The sequence below is a fragment of the Pseudomonas sp. ASL9 genome, assembly GCF_056680335.1.
Map to the genome: position 1 here is coordinate 1,056,225 of NZ_CM155277.1, position 20,308 is coordinate 1,076,532.

The following is a 20,308-nucleotide window of genomic DNA, read 5'->3' on the forward strand; positions in this document are numbered from 1 at the left end:
AATCAATTTGTGGGGATCGGACTCGACCCCCTCCCCCGCTCCGACGTACAACATCGATGGTCTGACAAACGCTTATCAAACCAATCGGCCTTCGGTCGCGCTCAAGACTAGGCTCATCGCGTCACACGGCGAATAACCTAGAAGTCCAATCGCTCTTAGCCATACGGCATTTTCAAATGCCAACCTCACCAAATCGCCAGAATCGATGATGGAGCTTCTGAGCTTTGACCTTTTGCCGAGCGCTTGCACGACGGCGACGGCGATTGCATAGGCCAAGCCCTGCATCTGGAGTCAGAGCAATCTGCCGCTTAAGCTCCCTCGAAAACCGAGGTGAACTGAGTTGAAGGCAGTGAGTGGTCTGGAGCAGCTTGTCTAAGAGAGACGGAAGGCCTTCAAGCTCGTCAAACCCCTTGCGGATCAAGACTTCTCTGAACAGCTCTCGCTCCGTGTAGACACCATCCAATCTCGGGCCTGGTACGCCAGCATCATCGCCATTGGCGATCTCACGCGTGGCATGAATGAAGTTTGTGAAGTACGGCTGCTTAAGCTCGGAATACTTCCTCAGGACGTTGTTCAGGAGGTCATTGAGCTGAGCCTGCTCCTTTTTTTGCCCAGAAAATCTTTGATAAGGCCTTTGGATCTGTACTGGAAATCAGGGTAGAAGGATGGGGCTAGCGGAGGCGCTGGTGCTCCATGGCCACGTGTGGGAATCGAGCTAAGGCGCAGCGGCATTACCAGGCGAAAGCGACAGCTGAGTGATCTACGAATGCACAACGATCAAACGCGCCCGATGCGAATACGTAAATGCCCCCCGCTCCGCTTTCTCAAAGCCCTAAGTCCCGCGCCATCCGATCCTCCAGCACCGCGTCGCAAGAGTATCCAGACTCGATCAGTCTTCGCTCTAACTGCTCGTAAAGATGCCGGCGTAAGGGAGCTCTCACAACACAAAATTCGACGCGGCGAGACCGTATACTTGCTCCACGGGCTGCTCAAGGGCGGTGCGTAGCGCTAAGACACCTTGAGCCCCGATAGTCGATGCATATATTCGCTCCACGTCAAGATACCCAGGTCGCCGCTTGTATATCTTGGCCACGTCGACGATCAGTTCAGCAAAATTCCTGAGGAAGAACCCCTTAAGGACGTTCTGGTCTACGACCCGTCTGTTGATTAGTGGCAAACAGGGGCTGCAATCCCGGAAGCTAGACGCCGTGGGGCCAGCGGTGTGGTGGCAGAAAACGGGATGATCTATGTCATTGGCGGCAATACGCGAGGCCACAACAGCGGCTTTGTACCGTGGCTGGATGCGTATGATCCAAAGTCCGGCTCGTGGATAGCCCTGGAAGACGCCCCTAACGCTCGTGACCACTTTCAGGCAGTGCTTATAGACGGGCGAATTTACGCGGCGGGCGGTCGCCGATCATCTTATGACACAGGCAACCCCCTCTCCCTGACCGTCGCGCAAGTGGACGTGTACAACATCGATGAGCGCAGATGGCGCACGCTTGATCGGCCTATCCCAACTCAGCGCGCTGGAACGGCTTCGGTCGGCAGCGCGGGCAAGTTGATCGTATTGGGCGGTGAAAGCGATCGGCAGGTCTCGGCACATTCAGAGGTCGAAGCGCTCGATCTGGAATCTGGCGACTGGGAAACACTGCCAGCAATGCCTGTAGCTCGGCATGGCACTCAAGCTGTCCTGTATGGTTCAGGTTTACACATCGTCGCAGGTAGCAAAAATCGAGGTGGTGGCCCAGAGTTGGGTGATCATGTTGTTCTTGAAGGACTATGACTGAGGCTGAGTGACCTTAGCAGCTCCAGCCTTCATCCAATGGTGCTGACTGTCCCTGAGGCGTTGGGGGCAAATGAGTGCATATCATGACGTTTACATGACGATATCTACTCGTTGCCGCTCCGAAATCCTTGGTATATAACTGATCGTCCCTCGGGATGCTCGCCTTGGCCAATAGCCTCGCCTACCTCCTGAATTCTCCCCATGAGCTTAAGGTGAATTCCATGCGTGAAGACGATCTGAATCAGCACCCAGAACAGCCGAGCAATCAGGAAGGAGCCCATAACCCGGGACTCGGGCAAAACATGGCTAATGGTGTCGGGACATACACAGATGCTGCTATTGATGCATACGACGCCTCCCTCGCTCTGGTTTCTGGCATCGGTGGGGATCCCGAAAAGACTCGCAAGGTTGCGAGGTATCTTGCCAAGCAAGGGATGCGCGATCTTATACAAGAGAACATGGCGCACTTGAATGCGAGCGGGCAGACCAGCCATCTCGCAAGCTTTGCTCCACTGCGGCCACTGGAAGACCCGAATGGGGATCGTTCCGGCGAACATCCGACTATCAACAAGCTGCTCGACAATCTCGGTAAAGACGACGAGTGATCCATATCAGTCAACAAAAATGGGAGCCTTGGCTCCCATTTTTGGGTCAGCTTATCCATCTGATTCGCCAGCCGGGTCAAGCCTGTATCTAAGCGCGCCGCCGAGACTAACCATTGACCTTGATGCCAGCTTTCCAGGCAACCGAAGCTAAATGTCGGGATTTGGGAGGTAGCGCCTCCAAATCGAAGGTGTCGAGGGGAAAGAACAGCCTGAACTTTTCCAGGGAGTTGTCCATGAATTTGATCGCTTCGTCGTAATCACCGCTGTAGCGCCCTGACATGGGATTGATGACCCAGCCGCCATCCACCTTCCACAACTCACCCGCAATCCGGGCAGGCCTGAACTTGGTGATGGATGGATGGCCACACGGCTCTTCTACACCACCGATCTCCAAGTATATTTCCTCACCAATGAGCAGCGCTCCGTCGTGGGCTATTGCCCAGATAAGGTAGATGACCCTTTCTTCAGCAAACCGCTCGTGAAGCTCCGCAAGCCTCCTACGCTGGGGATCACGCAGCACCTGCCGGGTAGGATTGGTTGAAATCTTGCCGTCCAGGAACTCTTGCTCTTTCAGCTTGATCGGTGCTCGAAGCGGGCCATAGGTATCGTCGAGGTAATCCTCCAGCGTTTCTTCACGATCGCGCAGCCGCGCCAGGAATGACTGATAAAAGTGAACAGGAGCCGCCCGCTCTTCAACGTATGAGCCATGTGTCGCAAATATCGTCAGAAGGGGCGTGCTTAGGAAAATATTGTCGACGTAGATGGACGAGACGGCGTTGCCCTGTGGGATATCGCTTGCGTCGATGAAAACGCGGAATGCCTCTACCGAGCCGTAGAAAAACTGCACCTCCCACTGCAGGCGGGCGAAGCTGGAAGTAAGGAATGTGATCTTGTCCCGCTGCCATGAACCCAGCTCATCGGTGCCGATCTGGAAAGAAACCCCTGTTGAGGGATCGATATGCTCGGTTGGAGCAACCTGCGTCCTGATCTCCTGTCGAATTTCGGAGATCGAACGCAATTTCACCCCATAGGTGATCTCTTCAAATGTCTGGGCCTGAATCTTTGGCTCCGTCGAGGAGACGGCCAAAGGACTGACCAAATCTGCGAATGCCGAGGCAATTTTCTGGCCGGTGTAATGAGCGTAGAAAAATGGCAGCCGAGCCTTGGTGTCGGTAGGCATTGCAAGAAACTCTGGAACAATCAGCTCGTGAGGCTCCATCCATTGATCGGTGTCCTCGATCATCCGCTGCAGCCCTAGCGCCCAGTCATCTGCACTCGCATTCGGATCATACTGCTTAAGCTTGACCAACTTCGCGCGCGCGTAGGGCCCTAGGCGGTCGTCGTGGACATAGACAACGCTGTCGCTGTCCACTTTATAGCCCAAGATGCACACCGCATGACCGGCATCGTAGTCCTCCAGCGTCCCCTCGTCGGTGACCTTGGACACCGACCCCATCACAAGCAAAGGAAGATGGCTATCAATATGCCCCATGACGGTAGCCAGAAAGTCCTCTTCGGACAGTTTTTGCTTTATCAGATCCTCGGAGTGATGGCGAAGACCCTCGACGTCAAGGCAGCGTAAAATCTGCTTGTTGGTCAATTCCTTGTTGGGGAAGCTGTTGGAGGAACCGTCAATGTGGTTGATCGCATTGAGCGTGATCTCGCTACAGGAATGGATAGCCCGTACATCGCGCCATTTCAACGAGTGCAGCGATGACCAGATCGCCGTCGAAGCGCAGGCCGACACCACCTTGTCTTGCTCTTGGAAAGCGATAGATCGAACACTCAGCTCAATACCGAACAGATCCACCTTGTATTCACGGGACAACCGGCATTTACGCTTACCGACCTGGCCGGTCTGGCCAATCTCGATATCTGGTTCGTGAACCTGGGGCTGTGATTCAACCGCTGTGCTATCCACGTCCACATTGGCAACTGGGTCGACAACGCGGGGGGCATCCACATCAGACATGACCTTCAAGCATGTTTTGCCAATGAAAGTCTTGGGCAATGGTTTGATCACCATGAATCCCAGGTAGCTCTCATTTAGCTCAAGGGCCAGCTCTTCCGCGCCTGCCTCGGCCTTGAGAATGGTGTTGATGAGCCGGTGATCCACGGGCTTGGTGAAAAAATGCATCCGCGCGCATTGGTGCCCGGCGTTCCCGAACCGCTTCACATAGTAGCGAGAGAAGTCTTCCAGATAGTCCTTGTCGACGTAATTGCGCTCAAGCAGCACCGACACGGCCTTCATTTCCTTCAGGTAGCTGAAGATGTAAGTCACCTGGGGCTTTTGAAGGATGTCAGGGAAATCGGAGCCGAAGCAGTGCGTCACCAGATTGCTCAGGGTCTGCTTCTCGAATCTGGAAACCAGGAAAGAATTCATTGGCATAAAAAAAGCAGCCATCAGGCTGCTTTTCCTTACATAAAAGTGGAGAGTTAAAGGCTGCAGGTCTTCGCGAGCAGCGCGTGGCCGACTGCCTTGTTGGCAACCTGCTTCTCAATCTTGCGGTCGTAGTCACGCTGACGCTGGCGAGCTTGCTCAAGCCGGTCGCTACCTTCGCGACTAAGATCGCGAATACGTGAAAGGTCAATCAGTGCCTGTAAGCTCATGGATTATCTCGCTGAAAATGCACGTTGATTCAAATTAGCATGCGCGAACACAAGCGCACAACCATCAAACCATGGCCAAATGCAAACGAATCGTTGCAGAAAAGCACGTGCTAGCGTCAAAAAACGAAGGTCGCGCATTCTATAGGTGAACGATCTGACCCGAAAGCTATTTCGCAACAGCCTTACGAATGGCGCGTTGAAATCAATCGCGATGTTGAAGCGTATGTCGCATGCATTCGTTCGACTGCTACGTCCCGCTGATGTTCCTTTTCCGTCCACGTTAGCGGCCGAACCATCCGCAGTCTCATGCAAGCTAACGTAAGATTGTATCGACCCGGTTCTCTTGAACTTGAGCGATACCGCGAATCAAGCGGATGAATCCGCCACCCTGCTCAGGGTTCTGAGACACACCCAGCCCTCCCTGAAAGACCTCCGGATCCGGCTCGATGCGGAGCTGTGGGAGCTGAAGCTGCCAGCCCGCTTGAGTGAACCAGGGCTTGAATTGGCTTCAGAAGCTATCAGCAGTCCCATCAACGTGCTCCGACATCAGGGGGCCGTTTGCAATCAACTTCAAACTGGGATGCTGCTCACCAACTGCTGATCTGCGGGTGATTATGGCGGCGCCACGCAGGCCACGGCACTGCATCTCTGGGCGATTTGGGCATCCGATGCTGCCTGATCCCCCTTAGAAATGATCGAACATGTTCGCGTACGTCAGCCACAGCTCACTGAACTGTGGCCAATCGGTTGCGCCACTCGGTTCCACCCATTCCAGGGTCGTACCTGGAATGACCTTGGGTCTGCTGAAAAGAACTGACTCAGGGCGCTTACTGCGAATGTTCACGGCATACACCTACTTGGCGGACATCCTTCAGACGCTGGGAGCCGTGCCGGCCCATCAAGTCGGTTGGTGGCTCATGGGGTTTGGTGCGGTAGGCATGATCGGTAACCAATGGGGTGGAGCGCTGGTTGATCGCAGCCCGCTCGGAGCGATGGCTGCCGCTCCCTTGGCCAGTAACAATACGCTGCTGATCGGCGCACTGATTCTGTGGGGCGTCGCCTACACGGCGCTTTTCCCCGTGTGCCAAGTTCGGGTAATGAATGCCGGCGCGAAGGCTCAAGCACTCGCGGCGACGATGAACATCTCGGCAGCCAACGCTGGGATTGGCTTGGGAGCTATCTTTGGTGGCTTGGGCATTGGGCAGTTCGGATTAGGAGCATTGGGCTGGATCGCCACAGCAATCGCAGCACTGGCAATCATCGTTGCAATGCTCATGATGCGTAAGCAATGACCCTCGCAGGCATCTGAGAAACCCAGGATGCCTATGGTCGGGGGAGATCAACGTCTTACGAACGCCGCCAGAGCAGCTTAGGTAAAGCGGGTGATCCAGAAGACTCACTGGATTCACCCGACTCCCAGAACCAACGCCTCGCGAAATAGACCCGTCAGATCCGGTGGGCAATCAGCTTCGTTACCCCCCTACCAATGACGCCCAATACCTCACTGCCCCGCATCCGTCGAACCTCCGTCACAAAAATCGCGATGCTGGGGACGGCGTAGTCGCTATCGTTGTTGCTCCCTCTCTTTCCGTACTGCGCCTAAGCCTGCACAGGCCCTGTCACCAGTCGTACAGCCCGGTTTTCTCCAGCGACGCGAAAATGTAGACTTGGTAGGTCGTGATGACTTTTGGAAATTACTCAACTTTGGTTAGGGACAATCGATGAGCACTAGAAAAAGAACAGAAGAAGACAACAGTAGAACCACAGGGGCAGTAGTCGGGGGGGCGCTATTAGGCGCGTCGCTAGGCGGCCCTGCTGGAGCCGTTGTTGGAGGTTTTTTGGGGGCGCTTCTAGGAGAGTCAGTCAACGACAAAAATAGAAAAGGCAGCCCGCCCAAAAAACCGACTGCAAATGATGCCACAGAGGACAAGTCCCATGGATAAGGTTGTGCTCTTGCCGTCGTTAGCTCTTGGCTTGATATTTGTTTGCATCTACCTCTTTCGGTGCTGGAAAAATAACGCAGAATTCAATGTTGGGATAATGATAAACGCTACATTCCAAGCAAGCGGAGTGATTTGCGGTTTATTCTTGATAGTCGGAATTTTCTCTGAAGATCTCCGTGCGTTAATGACTGGAATTGATATTTATATATTTGTCAGCGGATTGGCAGTGCTTGCAGTTTCCATGCAAGCTTTTCATAAGGATGCCATTAAAGGAACAGCTGCTAGCGAGAGTCAGCCAGCATCGCCTCGCATTGACGTCGCCGCCGGTGAAGGCGCCTCCAAATAAAGCCTGGGTTAGCTCCAAAGCGGCCCTCATGACCGACTATTTTCGACCCGAAGCTGCCTTTCGCGTAAGGCAGCAATCGGACAGGAGCGGACGTGCAGCTTCGGTCTTCTCTCGGCATGAAAATTAAGTGAGTAGCCGGTTAAACTCAGGGAGTTGCTCTCCCAATCTAGGCTCTGTACGAAGTCCCGAGAAACCCAATCGCCGCACTTCGGAAGCTGAGATTTTGTAGGTTTTCCGGCCATCGAAGGTGAGGAATTCTGTGATGGCAAAGCGTTACGAATTCTTGGATAAGGCCTGGAATGTGGCGATCAAGTCAGTGACATCAGCTATACCCAACCACTGTTGGATGAGGTCAGCACTCCATCGAGCCAACGTGGTCGTCCGCGTAAACGCCGCAAATGGTTGCTTGCCGATAAGGGCTACGACGCCGAAGCACTACGCCGTTACTGCGACCAATATCGAATGCAACCCGACATCCCGCTGGGCTTGATGTAGCGCAAACCCAAGTACCGACAGTGCAACATCATCGAGTACATGTTTGGCTGACTGAAAGAGAACCGCCGGAACGTGACACGCTTCGACAAGCTAGCGAAGAGCTATGCCGCCATGGTTTCGCTGGCTTGATCCATTCGGTGTATATGAAATCTCTCTTCATGCTGAGCCTAGATGCCAATCCCCATGCGCCAAGAACGACTTTCACAGTAATAATTGCTATCTAGGCCCAGACCTGCACAACTAGGGCGGCTCTCGCTCAGGGCCCGTAACAGTTACCGCAGGCCGCCTCCGTTTGACACAAAACCACGTGCACCGATCAGTCCGTACTGTTCCAGCAAATCGGCAGCAGCATCGAGCACTTCTGTCGGCACAACGTCGGTCGAGCGGATTAGCTCAGTGACATCACCAGCAGCGTGCTGCACTGCTGGCATCGCTGAAAGGATTTGTTCAATACGGTGTCGCAGGTCGTCCATGACGCCTCCTTAGGTGCTGAAAACCGATGTGCAAGCAGTTCGAATAACAACCTTTTACGCAGTATGCCAATCTCGTGATCACTCACCTATACACCCCGCTGCCGACCAGTTCGTATGCTCATCACAACGGACGCTGACCCAGCGCGTTCCTACCAATTGCCCAGGCATTCCACAGACCTCACAAACCGACAAAGATACCTCTTGCGCGTTGTCGACCGCTGCGCGGCACCTGCCGTCACCGCCTTCATAGTAGAAACGCAATCCGCCAAATTTCTCCTTGATCTGTCGTACTATTACCGGAGGAACATCAGGGTTCTCATTGAGGTAATTCGTGAGGCTTCGACAGAGCTCATCAAGCAACTCTAACCATCCCGGATAACACGCAATTTCACGCATATGCTCGCCAGAAAACATCTCGGGATAGCGCCTTCGTAATAACGGCAGCAAATCATCTGTCATCAGCCTCCACTCCCATTGCTCGACGAATATGTGGATCTCTCAGCGCGGCTAACTCAGGCATGCTCATAAGCTTTCTGGCACCTCGGCTGAGGAGTGTATACAGCGTGTTTTTGCTTTCAAAACAGGAGCCGTTGACCAGGTGACGTGAGCTGGGCAGCGCACGCTATACCGTCGCTTACCAATACGCTTCCCCTTGCCACCACATATCTCGTAAATCGTCAGATAAGCCTCCATAGCTTCGTCCACCATTTCCCAGCAGACCTCGTCGCCACCTCGATAGTAAATCCGCAGCCCGCCCCACTTTTCTTTTACCCGTACGATGATTATCGCTGGAACTTCAGGATGCACATCAAGGTAGCCTTGGAGCGTCTGGCAAGTTTGTCCAGCAACGTCCACCAGCCGGGCATACATGCGATTTCACGTATGACCAGATCATCAAGAATCAGACGATGTCGGGCAGGCAAAACCACCAGGAAATCATCGTCTATCGTCGACCCGGAATCCGCCTCCGCACTGCTCTGATAACGCGAATACTGCGGGTACCTCAGCAGACTTGCGAGAGCCTCTACCCGCAAGCACGAAGAGCATGTCCTCAGATGCAAAAAAACAGTCTTCGTATCGATACTGAAAGCCAGACAACACGCCTTGTGGCAGATCCCCCGTGGCATTCGCGCTAACGATTTTGTTCGCATAAAGCAGCGTAGGCTGCAGTCCATTAGCCTTTACCAATCGGTCATGGCGACCGGTCAACTTGACGTCGATAAGCATCCAGTTCCTGACGATACAGACAGCCTGGGCCCCGAAGGTTTCGTGCGTGGCCTCCAATAGGTTTTCGTCTGAGAGCCTTGATCCGTACAACACGCGAGCTGGGCCGTAGAGAAGATCACCCAGTATTTCAATGTCCAAAAAAATCTGCCTTACCTAGTCAATAATGCGGGAGCACACTCTCGTGGCCCCTCGTGTTGCTCACGGTTTTAGTCTCAGCTAACGATTGCCAAGATCGCTTCAATGCTCGCCTTTTTCCGAAGGCCCGGGCCCATCAACAGATAGGTCGTATTTTTCGTTTCAAACAAGAAGCCTTGAGTGAATGAGCGCTGAAATGTGCTCCGCACCCAATCACCTGGTCGACGCTTGCCACCGCTGTGCAGAACAACATCCGAGGCATAGAGCACGTAAGGCGATAATCCATCTGTTGCTAGCGAGACCTTATAATCTTCAGAGACATCAACTTCGATGATGCTCCAGCCTCGAACGAGACAATACGGACGGCCACCGAAGCTCATAATCGCCTCGACTTCCGCTTCGACTTGTCCCTCGTCAAACCCTTCTGCAGGCTCGCCTTTATCATCTAGCAAAGCTGCAACCTCCGCCAAAATATCAGTCATACGAACGCTCTCTAATGCTCAGTACTTCAGTCAATCTATAGTCTGATCGGAACCCATTTCTGCGTAACGGGATTGCCTACTCGTCGAGGCTCATGGGCGTCGCTCTCCGGTACCAAAATTCATACCTGCTACTTTCCTGCTCATCACAGAGCGGGTCAGTGCAACTGGCCCGTGAAACGAAGGCCAGATTCGTCATGAGCCCAGCTGCAAATGACATAAAGACTGTTGAGCGTCTCAACAAGGACATACCCTTTCACCACAGCTTGGCTCAGGACGCTCGACGTGTGGATACCCTTGCCGTTCTCAAACCTGCCGAACAAATCTCCGAAAATGATGCCAATTGCGTAGTTTCTCTCAAAAGCCGCGCAGCATAGATACCCTGTGATTAGAGTCCCAAAATCAACCTTTAGGGCTTCCGTCACGACGCTCGGAATTCCAACAGGATCATCTGCATTTGTGATTACACGACTGGCAAGCAGCCTCCTTCTGTTTTTCATCATCAATGCACTTTATGAAATGGGCCTAATGCGCCGTTTTGGTGATACCAGTGAGCAACGACATACAGGCCTCCTCCCTCTACTTGAACGATGAGATAACCATCGCGGTAATACCGTTTCACTATTGGGGGCGTATGCGCAGGAAGACCCTCAGGAAATCGCTTACGACGATCGCAAAACATCAACCCCGTCATCTGCGGTGGGCGTTCCAATGCACAAGCGAGGAATCCCGCAACCTCCTCGTCGGGGATTGCTTCCCGAGCTTGTTGAATGACTCTTGGAAGCCGAAAAAATTGGAGGTCGGCGAGCGTCGCTCCGAAGGTTTTTATCCAGTAACTGGCATGCGTGGAGCCGTTCCGATTCGCCTTAGAAGAGATCATCAGATCTGCACCTCAAAACCTGGCTGAAAACCAGTCTCTTCACTTGGATAACCTCTCGGATTTGAAACCACTCGACACCCAGCAAGCTCTTCATCCACGCAACGATGCGTGTGCCCAAATACCCAAAGATCCGCTTTCTCGATCAGCTCGGGCCAATGATTGGTGTACGCTGCAGACAGATGTCCTTCCTGCTTATCACCCAAAACGTGAGGTGTTGGGGCATGGTGAGTGACGACTACTGTTTTCCCCAGAAATGGCTTATCAAGCTCTTGAGACAACCACCTTCTAGCCACCCTATTTTTATCGGCGACATCATCTGGCCGAAGACGACGGTAAGAAGTATCTGCTCGAATGACTCGGAAATCGTTCATCCACTCCCCAGCCATTCGGGTTGCCGCTACAACGTCGCCGCTCGACGTGAAGTCAGTCCAGGCTGTGGTGCCGAGGAAACGGATTTGCTGCCAAACGAAAACCTTGTTTTCAAGAATGTGAACGTGAGGAGCAGCGGCTTCTCTCATCTTTTTAAGCGTACGGTCGATGTGCCCTCCGTAAAATTCGTGGTTGCCAAAAATGTAAATCACAGGACAACGGAACGTGTCATTAGCCCACTTCAACCCTTTCACTTTTGTACCAATGTCGCCCGCCAGAATGACAAGGTCGGCGTCAGTTTTTTGTGGTGAAAATTCGCAAAATTCAAGGTGTAGATCTGAGTAAATCTGAATTTTCATCGTGCTACATCAACTCGATTTAGCGGGTTATTAATCTGCTTCACTACGCACAGAACCATGGCTATCAGCGCCGCTCGACCCATGAACCATGGCTCTCACTCGATTTAGCGATATATTGGCGAGTGGATAAATTTTCGAAAAGGCCAGCAGATGTCGCCCCGACAGCAAGTGACCAAGGCATCTACTCCGACAGCCTCCGGTGGCCCGATCATGCGTGGTCAAATCCGCATGTTCCGCATCGATGACTATAAGCATTTGTGCGGAACAACGCAAACGCGGCATACCGTTTTGTTTTACGGGAACGTCTAGAATGTCGCTTCGCAATGCCTTCGCAGCAGCCCTGCAATTCGTGCGGGCACACCAAGGTTTATCTCAGCGAGCCGTCGCCAGTACGATGGATCAGTCGCATGTGAGCCGGCTGGAGGGGGCAACAAGATCGGTATCGCTGGAGGTAAGCGAGGAACTGGCCGAAGCATTACAGCTTCATCCGATGTCATTGCTGACGCTGGTATACGCAGCCCAGAGTGGGCAGTCGCCGCAAACCATTTTGCAACGCACCCATGACGACCTTGAATCCTTAGCGCTTTTAAATGCTGTTGTGCCAGCAGCCCCCACCAGGCCTGATCATCCGAGAGTGGTCGAGGCAGCTGAACTAGGTCGCCAAGTGAGCGATCTTTTAGCTGAAGGAAATTCACAAGCCGAGGTTGCTCGATTGCTTGGGGTGTCGAGGTCGACGATCACCAGGCATGTGCAGAGAAAGAGCTGAGGTCTCAGCTAGGAGAGGATTCGATCTGATTGGCCGTCGGTGGCGACCAATCAAGGACAACGTGCCACGAGAGTGACAGTTACCCCTTTCTGCTCAGTTGCTAAATCCAAGCTGATTGAGTTGCCCTTTGAGGAAGCTTTCCTTCAATACTCTCGGGAAAGACACCGCAAGCTTCCACATCACGTAGATGAATCCTACAGGGACAATAATGCCCAGCCATCCACCCATCAGCAGCCCCACAAAGCTCAGCGGAATAAAGAGCAGGGCCAGCATACCGGCGCTCAACCGCATCTTGCCGATCCACGTCTTGAATCCATTCTCCTCATAGATTTTCTGGCCATCTGACTTTTTGATTGCAAAAAGAATGTAGCCCAGCCGACCAAGTTTCACGAAGTAAAAATCACCCTCAATGCCCGGTCGCATGTACGACTCGATGAGCTGCCCTACTCCGACTTTTTTGACGAGCTTGGTGCTGCCGTCTTTTTCGGCAATGCGCAGATAGGTGTATTCGCTGCCATCTGGCTTGTTTGACGATGGGCCGACCACTTCCAGCTTACCGCTGACTACAGTTACTTCTGACATCACACGCATCCTTGGCTATTAACTTTTGGCCTCAAAACGCCATCACAAGCAAAATACTAAGTAAGTCTTAGCATATGGTCAATGTGAATCTAAGAATCTCTTAGCCTTTGGGCGCGAGAGAAATGACGATTTTTAGTAAGCGTCTTAAACAGGCTAGGAAAGCGGTTGGCCTATCTCAGGAGAGATTGGGGATTCTGGCCGGGATCGAGGAAGCTTCTGCCAGCGCGAGGATGAATCAGTATGAGAAAGGTGTTCACGAGCCTGGCGAGGGGACAGTCAGGCAGATAGCTGGGGTTTGTGGGCTACCCGTTGCGTATTTTTATTGTGAGGGGGATGACGAGGCTGAGCTGCTTGCCTTATTTCATAAATTGAAAAAGGGACAGCGTCGGGAGGTGCTTTCCGTAGCTCAGGCTCTGGTGAGTGAATAAACTCGCTATTGTTAAATTGGCTTGCACGTCGTCGTTAAACATCTCCGGTAGGATCACCTGAGTCAAAGGTTCGAACATATCGATGCTTGCCGCCTGATGACGAATCCGATGAAATAGATGGTAGCCTCCTCGCGTGCTGACATTTACCTCTAGGCCCATGGACTCTGGAACCCGCCCTCACGCGCCGACAGCCTTACTAGCCGCAAATCACCGACTCAAGCTGCCCCACCTGAGTGTTTCTGTCTAGGCAGGTGGTTGACACTCGGCTAGCTCATCAGTAATCTAGGACTGTACGTGTCTGATGACAACCCTCTTCGGAGGAAAGACCTCTTTAGCGGTAACTCAAAACCCGCCGCAAAGAATTAGATACCCCGAACGCTGCACCTAAAAAACCACCTTTTTGGTGGTTTTTTTCTGTCAAAAATATTTATGTCCACCACCAGCAACGTTTCTAGAGTTGTGAAGGTCTTGCTTGCCAACGACCTAGGTCAGTGAATCCACTGTCTTGGGCTGAGCGACTACGGACTATCACTGATTACCGAGCGGATACAGTCTCATGCGATGCTTGCCATTGGTGACCGTGACCAGAGTATGTAGTGGTCTAATGAAACCGGACACCCATTTAGGCGAGAATGCTCGCCAGATCGAGGTGTCAGATGACCAAACAGCGCCGTACCTTTTCTGCTGAATTCAAACGCGAGGCTGCCGACCTCGTGCTCAAACAAGACTACAGCTACATCGAAGCCAGCCGTTCACTCGGCGTCGGCGAGTCGGCACTACGCCGCTGGGTCACTCAGGTTCAGCAGGAGCGCCAAGGCGTTACCCCGCAGAGCAAAGCGCTGACACCGGAACAGCAAAAAATCCAGGAGCTTGAAGCCCGGATCGCCCGCCTTGAACGGGAAAAAACGATATTAAAAAAGGCTACCGCGCTCTTGATGTCGGAAGATCACGAGCGTACGCGCTGATCACTCAGCTGAGCGTCCATGAGCCGGTTGATTGGCTGTGTAAAGTGTTTGAAATCAACCGCTCAAGCTACTACGCCCACCGTCTCAAGCGCCGAACGCCTGATGTCGAACGGCTTCGATTGCGCAGCCGAGTGAGCGAGTTGTTTTCACAAAGTCGCAGTGCTGCCGGCAGCCGTAGCATCCTCACATTGATGCGTGACGATGGCGAGCAACTCGGTCGGTTCAAAGTGCGCAGCTTGATGCGTGAGCTTGACCTCGTGAGCAAACAGCCAGGTTCACATGCCTATAAACGAGCGACGGTTGAACGGTTAGATATCCCGAACATCTTGAATCGGGAGTTCGATGTCCCGGCACCCAACCAGGTGTGGTGCGGCGACATCACCTACATTTGGGCCCAGGGGAAATGGCACTATCTGGCTGTCGTGCTGGATCTTTGCGCACGCCGAGTGGTGGGCTGGGCGTTGTCAGAAAAGCCGGACGCCGATCTGGTTATCAAGGCGCTGGATATGGCTTACGAGCAACGAGGAAGGCCTCAGGGCCTGCTGTTTCACTCGGATCAAGGGTCGCAGTATGCGAGTCGTTTATTTCGCCAGCGGCTGTGGCGTTATCGAATACGCCAGAGCATGAGTCGCCGGGGAAATTGCTGGGACAACGCGCCAATGGAGCGCGTGTTCCGCAGCTTGAAAACTGAATGGATACCGACTCCGGGTTACAGAACCGCCCAAGAAGCCCAGCGTGATATCAGCCTTTTCTTGATGCATCGGTACAACTGGATTCGACCCCATCAATTCAACGGTGGGATGGCGCCAGCTCGGGCCGAAGAAAAACTTAACGTCGTGTCCGGGATTAGTTGACCACTACAGATGATCGACAACGGTTAAGCTGTCGTCCTTTTGATCTTTCGTGGTGTACAGCAGCGGACTTAGGTTAAGCATAAGACGTCTCCAGTCGATGGCTAATGCGCATCGTGCCTGTCTTGATACTGATCCTTGCATTGGGAGTTTTTCTCAACAGGAACCCTTTTCCCAACTGCCTAAAACTATCAGTTCGTAGGCGAAATGCGCGCATCGGTAACGGATCGGACACAAGCTGGATCCAATACTGGCATCACCCTACATATTGTGCAATAGACGAAATATTTGGCCTAAAAACACAACATATAGTGCTCACCTCACTGAAGAAGCACTGAAAAACTGAAAAACTGAAAACAAGGTGCACGCATTTTGACGGCATTACAGACAGCGGAGGTAGATGACCGTACCCCAGGAAAACCGTCAACTACGCCAACAGCCCACCGCAGAGGTTTGAGCTTGGATTGGCATTGCCGTCACACGATCCGCGCGGAAGGTCAGAATCGACCGAAACGAGCTGCTCGATAGAATGGGTTGGTGACCGTGGGGACTCTCTGATTGCTGATTTACTCTTCGTTCACTCGCTCAAACGAAATTAGCCCCGCGGTGTTCAGTCCCTTGCTCCAGTTTCGATTTGTCCAATACTCCCCATCTAGCGATAGCCCGTCTCTCTCGTCGTGAATCTCAACGCGTGCAGAGCCGTAATGACATCCGCTATCGGTCGCCTCAGGATTTCGCGTCACGTTATGGTATGAATAATTCAGCTCGACTGAGCCGTGCTCGGGATCACGTCGAACACCTACGATTGTCGTGCTCGATTTTGAATACTTATCGTCCGACTGAAATTTCATTCGCACACTGAATAAGCGAGAAGTAATCGTGATTTTCCCTTGCTTGGTAAACAGAACCTCGCCTAATGGAAACCCTGCCAGCTGCCCCACTACGCTCCAGTTCGATCGAATGGTGACCTGCCAATTGCCGTCTATAGGAGGAAAGTATTTCCGCACCAAGGGCAGCATACAAATCACCGGAAACACTGGGGTTTGACCCAGGAGGAGCACGCCCAACGTTGCAACGGTGACCGCCATTTTGGCTACAGACCAGAACGCACCAACGTCACTAAAAACTTCAGTGACACGCCAGGAACTCAGCACGCCGAAAACGATGAGGCATAGCAGTGCGAAGAACGCAGTGCATTTTTGAACCCCTAGCACCTGATACATTGGAACTCCTCTGCTAAAAAATCACCTCTTACAGTAACCTTAATGCCTAGCACGCGCACGCTCAGGTAATTCCGAAGCAAAGGCCAAAGCTCCAAGGGTTGGGGTTTCATTTGGAAGTCGTCATAAACGTACCCGTGACGTGAGTGAGAACTCTGGTCGAAATCTGGTGATTACCAGCGCCGCTGAAGAGCAGGAACAGGTACCTTGTGAGGTTGAACGTAACCGCCAATATTCGTGATTTGTCTCTTCACTCCACAGTGGGTGCCCGCTACACCAACCCCGCGAGCCATAAACTCTGACGCCTCGCTGCTGAGCTTAACCACATGATTGGGCGGTTCAAGATCCAGGGTGTTGCTCAGGTCATCTCGCAATGGAAGCCGCCGGCATCGCCTTTCAAGCAGAAAAGGTAGGGAGTCGATGCCGAACAAGTATTCAAAGGCCATTTAGGCTTGATTGCGATTGCAAGCTCACCCCACCTCATAAACATGGAAGTGAGGCGGGCGTTGTCAATCGTGCGGTGACCAGTGTTGTTCGATCATCCACATTGGGCGGCCGACCAAGAACAACTCCATGGCCTTGATGTGTGCGATATAGTCATCACGGCCAAAGGCCGTCCAGCTGGAGCAGTTCTTCTGGGCAGCCATAAGCGCGGCATACGCGCCGTCAGCCTTATTGGCCCGGAAGAGCGGTTTAAGCGTTTTGATTAACTGCAGGTCAAGCGGTGGGTGAAGCTGACTAACCCTGGGGTGATCCACGTGCCCACCGCAGACAAGTGTGGTCTTCAGATAAATATTGACCAACTTCTGGGCGCGGCCAAACGTGATGCCCTCGATACCCTGATTTTTCGCGTAGTCAACAATACCCTGCATCTTGTCGAGCAGCCATGCGTTCACATCATCATCCAGGTCGTCAGGCGTCACCACCTCGTGGAGCGATACCGCGTCGATCAGCTCTCGGGCCTGCCGGTTTCCGCCACCAGTGAGTTTGCGTCCGTAAGCGCGCGCTGCTGTCCAGCAAGCATAGGTATGCTTGTGTTGATTGATTCCGTACTCAATATGATCCGTCATGCCAGTTCCTGTTGCTGGTTGCTGCGGCCTGCAACAACGCGAGGGCAGCTCAGCGTTTTTTCATCACGGTTGCCAGGCTCCTTAGGACTCAGAACTGCGGTGCCGGCAAGCGCCAGATCGTCAACGTCACGGCTCCGTGAGGATCCGCAACATCAGGACACAGCAGTTGGTAGTGGCAAGCAGTCGATCTGCGCCACACTGCACTTCAGATATCTCGCTGTTTATGCTGATCCAGATACCCGCTGCCTGGCTCACCTATCTCGCTCGTAAACATCGTGCCTCGATCACTGGAAGATTTCGACCAGTGTCTTGAACAATGCATCGGTGAGAGGACGATCATCTACCGATACGATGAACTCGACCGAACGCAACGCCCCCACTCCTCTGTCTCTAAAATCAAACAGGAGGCTTTCCGAGTCCTACATCAAGCCCGATGCGACGAGCCGATTCCGGCTGCACAATTCGACCAGAGAACCAGGTACCCCCTTGACTTAGTCCCTACTAACAGGCGTGACCAACGAAAAGTGCTCCCGACTCGGTAACGAGACCATAGGTTCCTTTCCATCAAATGAATACCGGCTCTCGAAAGCCCCCGCCGAAACGACGCCGTGTTCTGCCGATCATTTCAAACTTTGCAGTTTGCGCCCCGAGTCGCGCTCCGGCTAAGCCTTTTTTGGTTTCAACTCCTTGAACTTTTCCTTCAGTTTCCACCAGTTTTCGTTGACCCACTCGGTCACTTTGCCGCGACCAGGAGAGGTGGATTCGAAGTGCTCTTTGAGCATCCATTCCACATACAGGCGATCAGTCTTGTTCAAATCCCCTCCCTCGTCGTAAACCACCTTCTTTTTGTCAGCAGACAAGCCGAGATTGTTGAGGTAGCTGAGCATTTCATAGCCTTCCTTGCGGCTAAGATGTTTTGCATCCTCGTGGATCAGGTGAGGGTTATCACCTGGAGTCGTTTTCCAACTGTAGTCGTAACGTAGTTCGCTTTTGTCGAGCTTTGGCATGGCCGTGCTTCTCGTTGTACCCGATAATGGGTAATGGCGATATGGTGGCTAATGCTTGATTATCAAGATGTACCAAGCAGGAAATTATCGACACCAGTGGCGATTGGGGTGTCACCTCCCCCCCTATATGGTGCTTCTTAGCTGCCACTGGGCTCACGACGGCAGGCACACACTTGTGCTGGAGCAGATATCAGACTGCATAGGGCCGAGGGGGATGACTGCTGGCGTTGCCCGCGCCTAACCGAGTGGACTTACAGTGAGCCGGCTCCACTTACCCTCCGATGTCAGGAGCCGGGCGCATCAAACCACGGTAGAACGAGCTCTTTTCACGCTACTCTTTAATTAGTACAGCCTCAGGAATTCCATTCCCTACGTCTGCGTCAGCATGGTCGAGCACGATGATCTGAAGACAAGCCTCCGAGTAACTTATTGCAGCCCCCTCCAGGCCCGCGCCTCCTGAGCAGTATCGCAATAATCGCCAGTACAGCTTTCGCCTCAGCAAGCGAATCACCATCACGGACGGCCCAATCCTCATTTAGCAGACAGGTGGCAGGAGGACTCAGCGGTCAACAATCCGCCGTCGGCTATCGTGATATTTGTACTAGTACGCTTATCACGGAGAAACCGATGAGAATCAGACGCTACCGTTCACCAGTCCCTGTCTCCACAGCCCCTGAGGTGGCAGCAATGGTCGCCACTATGCATGGAGATCCAAAGATCGCTCGGTTTGACTTGCAGGTAGATAAAGCCAAAGGACTGATTAGGTGCGTCACTCGCGGGTTTGATGGTCGCACCACAACGCGCACATTGCTTGGCCCAGGCCTTCAGGAACTCACTCAGTACGACCCTACTGAACTGAGCTCTTTTCAGCGCGATCAGAATATTTTAAACCTGCTAAAACGCGGACTCACCCAGGTAGAGGTCGCTACGACGCTGGGGATCTCACAGTCGCTGGTGTCGAAGGTCTATCGCGCCAGGCGGCACAATCATTACTGACACACTTGCATTACTGATGGACTCGCATGCCTGGGGGATTTGATCGTTTACGAATAAGGACAGTGAAAACTCGCTTCTAACTGTCCGGGTGCATGGGTTCGCAGTTTCGCGGCTTTCGGGTAATTTTTTTAGGTTTTCAGATTGGGATTTGAAAGGGCCTGCTAACTCTGGTTGGGCAGTTGCATCCCCGCCTGCAAAGCTTGCCGTGACGAGGTCATCGGGCCTGAAAGCAGCGATTTTGAAAGTGTAAACAGAGGGTCAGAACTGAGGCTCATTTTTACATTTTTTACGGGATATCGGCCGGAATTGGTCGGCTTTGCTTGGGGCCTGCGATCGTTTCACTCGCTCACGCCTAAAATCCGGGAATCCGGGAATCCGGGAATCCGGGAATCCGGGAGCTTGCAGGGTTTAGTTGAATATTGCTTGGGCCAAGAAGATAGGGGTGTCCGTTATTGCTTGACCAGTCCAGCGTCCTTCCCTGATTCGGATTACTCCAGCGTTCGAGCCAAAGGCGTCTTCAAAAATGTCCATGGGGTGAACTCTGGGAGGGAGCACCGCAGCCCGGGTCTACCGGGAGATCGGGAGGGTTTAAAGCATGCAACTAGAGACCTCAAGGTCGACAAGCATGCAACAACACGCAACAGGTCGCATTTGAACGGATGCACGCTTTGATCGCGAGGACTACGAGAAGTTTTTCGGCGGGCCCGCCCACT

The 20,308-nt window shown here is 53.0% G+C and carries 22 protein-coding genes and 3 pseudogenes; 10 read left to right on the forward strand and 15 right to left on the reverse strand.

Annotation, left to right across the window (positions count from 1 at the left end):
- Positions 1–298 precede the first annotated feature (298 nt).
- Positions 299–678, reverse strand: a pseudogene (locus AC1ME2_RS04865) (restriction endonuclease); the annotation flags it as partial.
- A gap of 15 nt (positions 679–693) precedes the next feature.
- Between AC1ME2_RS04865 and AC1ME2_RS04870 the strand changes: the two are divergent.
- The 3 genes from AC1ME2_RS04870 to AC1ME2_RS04880 all read left to right on the forward strand — a co-directional run bounded on the left by AC1ME2_RS04870 (position 694) and on the right by AC1ME2_RS04880 (position 2,394).
- A complete protein-coding gene (locus AC1ME2_RS04870) occupies positions 694–759 on the forward strand; it encodes a hypothetical protein (protein ID WP_480442004.1) in 66 nt (21 codons plus the stop codon).
- A gap of 430 nt (positions 760–1,189) precedes the next feature.
- Positions 1,190–1,786, forward strand: a complete 597-nt coding sequence (locus tag AC1ME2_RS04875) for a Kelch repeat-containing protein (protein ID WP_480442005.1) — start codon at positions 1,190–1,192, stop codon at positions 1,784–1,786.
- 224 nt (positions 1,787–2,010) lie between these two features.
- Positions 2,011–2,394: a hypothetical protein gene (locus AC1ME2_RS04880; protein WP_480439674.1), complete on the forward strand. Its 384-nt coding sequence runs from the start codon at positions 2,011–2,013 to the stop codon at positions 2,392–2,394.
- Positions 2,395–2,500: 106 nt separating this feature from the next.
- Here AC1ME2_RS04880 and AC1ME2_RS04885 read toward each other — a convergent pair whose 3' ends face one another.
- Positions 2,501–4,798, reverse strand: coding sequence for a hypothetical protein (locus tag AC1ME2_RS04885; protein WP_480439675.1), 2,298 nt, complete (start codon positions 4,796–4,798; stop codon positions 2,501–2,503).
- 32 nt (positions 4,799–4,830) lie between these two features.
- Positions 4,831–5,004, reverse strand: coding sequence for a hypothetical protein (locus AC1ME2_RS04890; RefSeq protein WP_181015772.1), 174 nt, complete (start codon positions 5,002–5,004; stop codon positions 4,831–4,833).
- An 836-nt stretch (positions 5,005–5,840) separates the two neighbouring features.
- Between AC1ME2_RS04890 and AC1ME2_RS04895 the strand changes: the two are divergent.
- The 3 genes and pseudogenes from AC1ME2_RS04895 to AC1ME2_RS04905 form a co-directional block, all read left to right on the forward strand.
- A pseudogene (locus AC1ME2_RS04895) lies at positions 5,841–6,296 on the forward strand (MFS transporter); the annotation flags it as partial.
- 643 nt (positions 6,297–6,939) lie between these two features.
- Positions 6,940–7,293: a hypothetical protein gene (locus AC1ME2_RS04900; RefSeq protein ID WP_480439676.1), complete on the forward strand. Its 354-nt coding sequence runs from the start codon at positions 6,940–6,942 to the stop codon at positions 7,291–7,293.
- Between the two features lie 309 nt (positions 7,294–7,602).
- Positions 7,603–7,917 (forward strand): annotated as a pseudogene (locus AC1ME2_RS04905) (transposase family protein); the annotation flags it as partial.
- A gap of 143 nt (positions 7,918–8,060) precedes the next feature.
- Here AC1ME2_RS04905 and AC1ME2_RS04910 read toward each other — a convergent pair.
- The 8 genes from AC1ME2_RS04910 to AC1ME2_RS04945 form a co-directional block, all read right to left on the reverse strand.
- Positions 8,061–8,261, reverse strand: coding sequence for a hypothetical protein (locus AC1ME2_RS04910; RefSeq protein ID WP_480439677.1), 201 nt, complete (start codon positions 8,259–8,261; stop codon positions 8,061–8,063).
- A gap of 78 nt (positions 8,262–8,339) precedes the next feature.
- Positions 8,340–8,720, reverse strand: a complete 381-nt coding sequence (locus AC1ME2_RS04915; RefSeq protein WP_480439678.1) for a hypothetical protein — start codon at positions 8,718–8,720, stop codon at positions 8,340–8,342.
- A 63-nt stretch (positions 8,721–8,783) separates the two neighbouring features.
- Positions 8,784–9,131, reverse strand: coding sequence for a hypothetical protein (locus AC1ME2_RS04920; protein WP_480439679.1), 348 nt, complete (start codon positions 9,129–9,131; stop codon positions 8,784–8,786).
- Positions 9,132–9,197: 66 nt separating this feature from the next.
- On the reverse strand, positions 9,198–9,581 hold the full coding sequence (locus AC1ME2_RS04925) for a DUF6957 family protein (protein WP_480442007.1): 384 nt from the start codon (positions 9,579–9,581) through the stop codon (positions 9,198–9,200).
- A gap of 119 nt (positions 9,582–9,700) precedes the next feature.
- Positions 9,701–10,105 (reverse strand): DUF6957 family protein, encoded by a 405-nt coding sequence (locus tag AC1ME2_RS04930; protein WP_480439680.1) that lies wholly within the window; start codon positions 10,103–10,105, stop codon positions 9,701–9,703.
- A gap of 155 nt (positions 10,106–10,260) precedes the next feature.
- Positions 10,261–10,605, reverse strand: coding sequence for a hypothetical protein (locus tag AC1ME2_RS04935; protein WP_480439681.1), 345 nt, complete (start codon positions 10,603–10,605; stop codon positions 10,261–10,263).
- Positions 10,605–10,982, reverse strand: a complete 378-nt coding sequence (locus AC1ME2_RS04940) for a hypothetical protein (protein ID WP_480439683.1) — start codon at positions 10,980–10,982, stop codon at positions 10,605–10,607. Before AC1ME2_RS04940 ends, AC1ME2_RS04935 begins: the two co-directional genes overlap by 1 nt.
- Positions 10,982–11,710, reverse strand: a complete 729-nt coding sequence (locus tag AC1ME2_RS04945; protein WP_480439685.1) for a metallophosphoesterase — start codon at positions 11,708–11,710, stop codon at positions 10,982–10,984. The genes AC1ME2_RS04940 and AC1ME2_RS04945 overlap by 1 nt, the downstream gene beginning before the upstream one ends.
- A gap of 310 nt (positions 11,711–12,020) precedes the next feature.
- Here AC1ME2_RS04945 and AC1ME2_RS04950 point away from each other — a divergent pair, with 310 nt between their 5' ends.
- Entirely contained in the window at positions 12,021–12,476 is a 456-nt protein-coding gene (locus tag AC1ME2_RS04950; RefSeq protein ID WP_480439686.1) for a helix-turn-helix domain-containing protein, read from the forward strand.
- Between the two features lie 93 nt (positions 12,477–12,569).
- Here AC1ME2_RS04950 and AC1ME2_RS04955 read toward each other — a convergent pair whose 3' ends face one another.
- Positions 12,570–13,058, reverse strand: a complete 489-nt coding sequence (locus tag AC1ME2_RS04955; protein WP_480439688.1) for a hypothetical protein — start codon at positions 13,056–13,058, stop codon at positions 12,570–12,572.
- Between the two features lie 122 nt (positions 13,059–13,180).
- Between AC1ME2_RS04955 and AC1ME2_RS04960 the strand changes: the two genes are divergently transcribed.
- Both AC1ME2_RS04960 and AC1ME2_RS04965 read left to right on the forward strand, forming a co-directional pair.
- Positions 13,181–13,486 carry a helix-turn-helix domain-containing protein gene (locus tag AC1ME2_RS04960; RefSeq protein ID WP_480439689.1) on the forward strand — a complete coding sequence of 102 codons (306 nt, stop codon included), beginning with the start codon at positions 13,181–13,183 and terminating at the stop codon, positions 13,484–13,486.
- Positions 13,487–14,142: 656 nt separating this feature from the next.
- A protein-coding gene (locus AC1ME2_RS04965; RefSeq protein ID WP_480439690.1) for an IS3 family transposase occupies positions 14,143–15,305 on the forward strand; the annotation gives its coding sequence in 2 pieces (ribosomal slippage) (positions 14,143–14,398 and positions 14,398–15,305; 1,164 coding nt in all).
- Between the two features lie 563 nt (positions 15,306–15,868).
- On the opposite strand, the gene AC1ME2_RS04970 is transcribed toward AC1ME2_RS04965, so the two are convergent.
- From AC1ME2_RS04970 to AC1ME2_RS04980, 3 genes are all read right to left on the reverse strand, one after another.
- Positions 15,869–16,525, reverse strand: a complete 657-nt coding sequence (locus AC1ME2_RS04970; RefSeq protein WP_480439691.1) for a Cap15 family cyclic dinucleotide receptor domain-containing protein — start codon at positions 16,523–16,525, stop codon at positions 15,869–15,871.
- Between the two features lie 506 nt (positions 16,526–17,031).
- Complete coding sequence (locus AC1ME2_RS04975; protein ID WP_480439692.1) at positions 17,032–17,592, reverse strand: hypothetical protein; 561 nt, start codon at positions 17,590–17,592, stop codon at positions 17,032–17,034.
- Between the two features lie 662 nt (positions 17,593–18,254).
- Positions 18,255–18,599: a hypothetical protein gene (locus AC1ME2_RS04980; protein ID WP_480439693.1), complete on the reverse strand. Its 345-nt coding sequence runs from the start codon at positions 18,597–18,599 to the stop codon at positions 18,255–18,257.
- 687 nt (positions 18,600–19,286) lie between these two features.
- Between AC1ME2_RS04980 and AC1ME2_RS04985 the strand changes: the two genes are divergently transcribed.
- The gene (locus AC1ME2_RS04985) at positions 19,287–19,595 is read left to right on the forward strand and encodes a hypothetical protein (protein ID WP_480439694.1); all 309 of its coding nucleotides are present in this window, start codon (positions 19,287–19,289) and stop codon (positions 19,593–19,595) included.
- Positions 19,596–20,308: the final 713 nt, after the last annotated feature.

Coding starts and splice junctions, on each gene's coding strand:
- AC1ME2_RS04970 (WP_480439691.1), bottom strand. CDS start 16,525: ATGTATCAGGTGCTAGGGGTTCAAAAATGCACTGCGTTCTTCGCACTG.
- AC1ME2_RS04915 (WP_480439678.1), bottom strand. CDS start 8,720: ATGACAGATGATTTGCTGCCGTTATTACGAAGGCGCTATCCCGAGATG.
- AC1ME2_RS04945 (WP_480439685.1), bottom strand. CDS start 11,710: ATGAAAATTCAGATTTACTCAGATCTACACCTTGAATTTTGCGAATTT.
- AC1ME2_RS04885 (WP_480439675.1), bottom strand. CDS start 4,798: ATGGCTGCTTTTTTTATGCCAATGAATTCTTTCCTGGTTTCCAGATTC.
- AC1ME2_RS04980 (WP_480439693.1), bottom strand. CDS start 18,599: ATGCCAAAGCTCGACAAAAGCGAACTACGTTACGACTACAGTTGGAAA.
- AC1ME2_RS04880 (WP_480439674.1), top strand. CDS start 2,011: ATGCGTGAAGACGATCTGAATCAGCACCCAGAACAGCCGAGCAATCAG.
- AC1ME2_RS04985 (WP_480439694.1), top strand. CDS start 19,287: ATGGTCGCCACTATGCATGGAGATCCAAAGATCGCTCGGTTTGACTTG.
- AC1ME2_RS04960 (WP_480439689.1), top strand. CDS start 13,181: ATGACGATTTTTAGTAAGCGTCTTAAACAGGCTAGGAAAGCGGTTGGC.
- AC1ME2_RS04910 (WP_480439677.1), bottom strand. CDS start 8,261: ATGGACGACCTGCGACACCGTATTGAACAAATCCTTTCAGCGATGCCA.
- AC1ME2_RS04955 (WP_480439688.1), bottom strand. CDS start 13,058: ATGTCAGAAGTAACTGTAGTCAGCGGTAAGCTGGAAGTGGTCGGCCCA.
- AC1ME2_RS04975 (WP_480439692.1), bottom strand. CDS start 17,592: ATGACGGATCATATTGAGTACGGAATCAATCAACACAAGCATACCTAT.
- AC1ME2_RS04940 (WP_480439683.1), bottom strand. CDS start 10,982: ATGATCTCTTCTAAGGCGAATCGGAACGGCTCCACGCATGCCAGTTAC.
- AC1ME2_RS04950 (WP_480439686.1), top strand. CDS start 12,021: ATGTCGCTTCGCAATGCCTTCGCAGCAGCCCTGCAATTCGTGCGGGCA.
- AC1ME2_RS04890 (WP_181015772.1), bottom strand. CDS start 5,004: ATGAGCTTACAGGCACTGATTGACCTTTCACGTATTCGCGATCTTAGT.
- AC1ME2_RS04935 (WP_480439681.1), bottom strand. CDS start 10,605: ATGATGAAAAACAGAAGGAGGCTGCTTGCCAGTCGTGTAATCACAAAT.
- AC1ME2_RS04900 (WP_480439676.1), top strand. CDS start 6,940: ATGGATAAGGTTGTGCTCTTGCCGTCGTTAGCTCTTGGCTTGATATTT.
- AC1ME2_RS04930 (WP_480439680.1), bottom strand. CDS start 10,105: ATGACTGATATTTTGGCGGAGGTTGCAGCTTTGCTAGATGATAAAGGC.
- AC1ME2_RS04920 (WP_480439679.1), bottom strand. CDS start 9,131: ATGTATGCCCGGCTGGTGGACGTTGCTGGACAAACTTGCCAGACGCTC.